The organism is Bradyrhizobium sp. 141, assembly GCF_023074055.1.
Lineage (GTDB): Bacteria > Pseudomonadota > Alphaproteobacteria > Rhizobiales > Xanthobacteraceae > Bradyrhizobium.
Genome location: NZ_JADPKR010000050.1, coordinates 1 through 2,213 on the forward strand (window position 1 = coordinate 1; position 2,213 = coordinate 2,213).

General features: G+C 63.4%; 1 protein-coding gene and 2 pseudogenes. 1 reads left to right on the plus strand and 2 read right to left on the minus strand.

What is annotated here, in order from left to right:
* Positions 1-36: 36 nt before the first annotated feature.
* Positions 37-279: pseudogene (locus tag IVA81_RS14375) on the minus strand (IS256 family transposase); the annotation flags it as partial.
* A 261-nt stretch (positions 280-540) separates the two neighbouring features.
* Here IVA81_RS14375 and IVA81_RS14380 point away from each other — a divergent pair.
* On the plus strand, positions 541-1,758 hold the full coding sequence (locus tag IVA81_RS14380; RefSeq protein WP_247318955.1) for an IS110 family transposase: 1,218 nt from the start codon (positions 541-543) through the stop codon (positions 1,756-1,758).
* Positions 1,759-2,078: 320 nt separating this feature from the next.
* Here IVA81_RS14380 and IVA81_RS14385 read toward each other — a convergent pair.
* Positions 2,079-2,213, minus strand: a pseudogene (locus IVA81_RS14385) (transposase); the annotation flags it as partial.

Here is a 2,213-nt window from a genome sequence, read left to right on the forward strand (position 1 = left end):
GAGCTATCGCCAATTTTTGGTGACGGCCGGAGCCGGTCAGGCGGCGGCGGTTGCGGGCTGACGGTCGGTCGGCTTGGCGATGACCTCGATCCCGTTGTTGAATGTCACACCGAGAACGAGTTTTGGCAACTGGTTGTGGCCATCGAGACGACGCCAATTTTTCTGGGCGCCCTCGACCAGTTTGAAGACCATCGCGAGCGCGGTTTTGTTGGATAGACAGCCCTTCGATCGGATCGTGCGATGACGCACGGTGGCGAAGGTGCTTTCGATGGGGTTGGTAACCGGTATGAGATTTCTCGGTGCCAACGTTCCGCTGCGGTATTCTAGATCGTGGCGTATGGTGCGACCATCGGGACAGAGGCACCGGGAGCACGATGTGCGGGCAGGCCGATACACACGATGAGCCGAGAGCTCGAGTTAGTAGCTGGCCGCCTCTGCGACTCGCCCGGTTGCGCCGAGAGCGCGAATCCGTAGTTGTCGTGTCGTCCGCAGCTCCCGTCATATGTCTGACAGGAGGTGCGAATGCGACGAGTGATTGGCATTGATGTCCACCGAACCTTCGGGGAGGTGGTATTTTGGGAGAGCGGCAGGCTCCGACATGCGGGCCGTATTGATATGACGCGGACTGCGCTGGAGGGATTTGGCAAGACCCTACTGGCCAGTGATGAGGTGGTGCTCGAAGCGACCGGCAACAGCATGGCGGTGTCGCGAGTGCTGGCGCCATTCGTGGCGCGGGTGATTATCGCCAATCCGTTGCAGGTGAAGGCGATCGCCCAAGCTCACGTCAAGACCGACAAGATCGATGCCGGCACGCTCGCCAGTCTGCATGCGGCGGGATACCTGCCGCAGATCTGGACGCCTGACGCGGAGACCGAACGCAAGCGCAGACTGGTGGCGCGGCGCTACCAGGTTGTGCGGCATCGCACGCGGCTCAAGAACGAGGTGCATTCGATCCTGCACGCACACCTGATCCCGAAGTGCCCACATGCCGATCTTTTCAACGGCCGCGGCCGGGCGTGGTTGGCTGCTCAACAGCTGCCGGACGATGAGCGAGCGGCCATCGATCGGCACGTCCGTGAGCTTGACCGGCTGGCAGAAGACCTGGCCCTGCTCGACCGCGAGATCGCGCAGGACGCAATCGAGGATTCCGCGGTCAACAGATTGATGACGATCACCGGCGTGAATCTGGCGGTCGCCGCCGGCATCATGGCGGCGATCGGCGATATCAGCCGGTTCAACAGCCCGCAGAAGCTGGTGAGCTATTTCGGCCTGAACCCGCGGGTGCGGCAGTCCGGGCTGGGAGCGGCCCACCACGGCCGTATCAGCAAGATCGGCCGCAGTCATGCGCGCGCCATGCTGGTCGAGGCGGCCTGGGCAGCCGCCAAGGCGCCAGGTCCACTGCATGCTTTTTTCGTGCGCATCCGCGCCCGGCGCGGCCATCAGATCGCCGCGGTGGCTGTCGCTCGGAAGCTCACTGTGCTCTGCTGGCATTTGTTGACGAAGGGCGAGGATTACCTGTGGGCGCGCCCGGCGCTGGTTGCCAACAAGACCCGCGCGATGCAACTTCAAGCCGGGCATCCGCAACAGAAAGGCAGCCGACGTGGACCAACCTATGCCTACAACATCAAGGTGCTGCGCGACCGCGAGATGTCGATTGCCGCGCAGGCGGAGCAAAGCTACGAACGATTCGTGTCGCAATGGAAACCGCGACGACCGAGGGCCGGCGCGCGAGCGCCTCAGTTCGGCAAGACAAAATAGGCAGTCCGGTGACACTTGCAGCCGACGCGTCACGCTTCGTCACGAGGTCGCCCGCGCCCGACAACCATAGTCGCGGCTGACGGCAAATTCCAGCCACGCCAGGAACGCAGTCCCGTTCCACGCCAGCGTGCCGTCGTGCTCGGGCCGGTCAAGGCCAAGCCTTACGGTGGCCGCAAATGCGGCCAGCCTTGACCGCCCCTGCGCGCGGCGGCTGCGAGATAGGTGGCCGGGACGGAAGAATGGCCCGCAGCGCGGCCGAACAAAAGAATGGACCTACGGCGATCTCCGCAATCGTCGCCTCGGCCATGAAGAAATCGCTTGTCCATCTCATCCGTCGTGCGCAAGTGTTTCCAGTGCTCGGCCGGGAAGTCGTAGAAAGCCAGCAGCGTGCCTCGATCCTTGCGCAGGCAGGCGGCCGCCTTCTCGTATTTCAGCGCGTAGCTCTCGATGAAGGC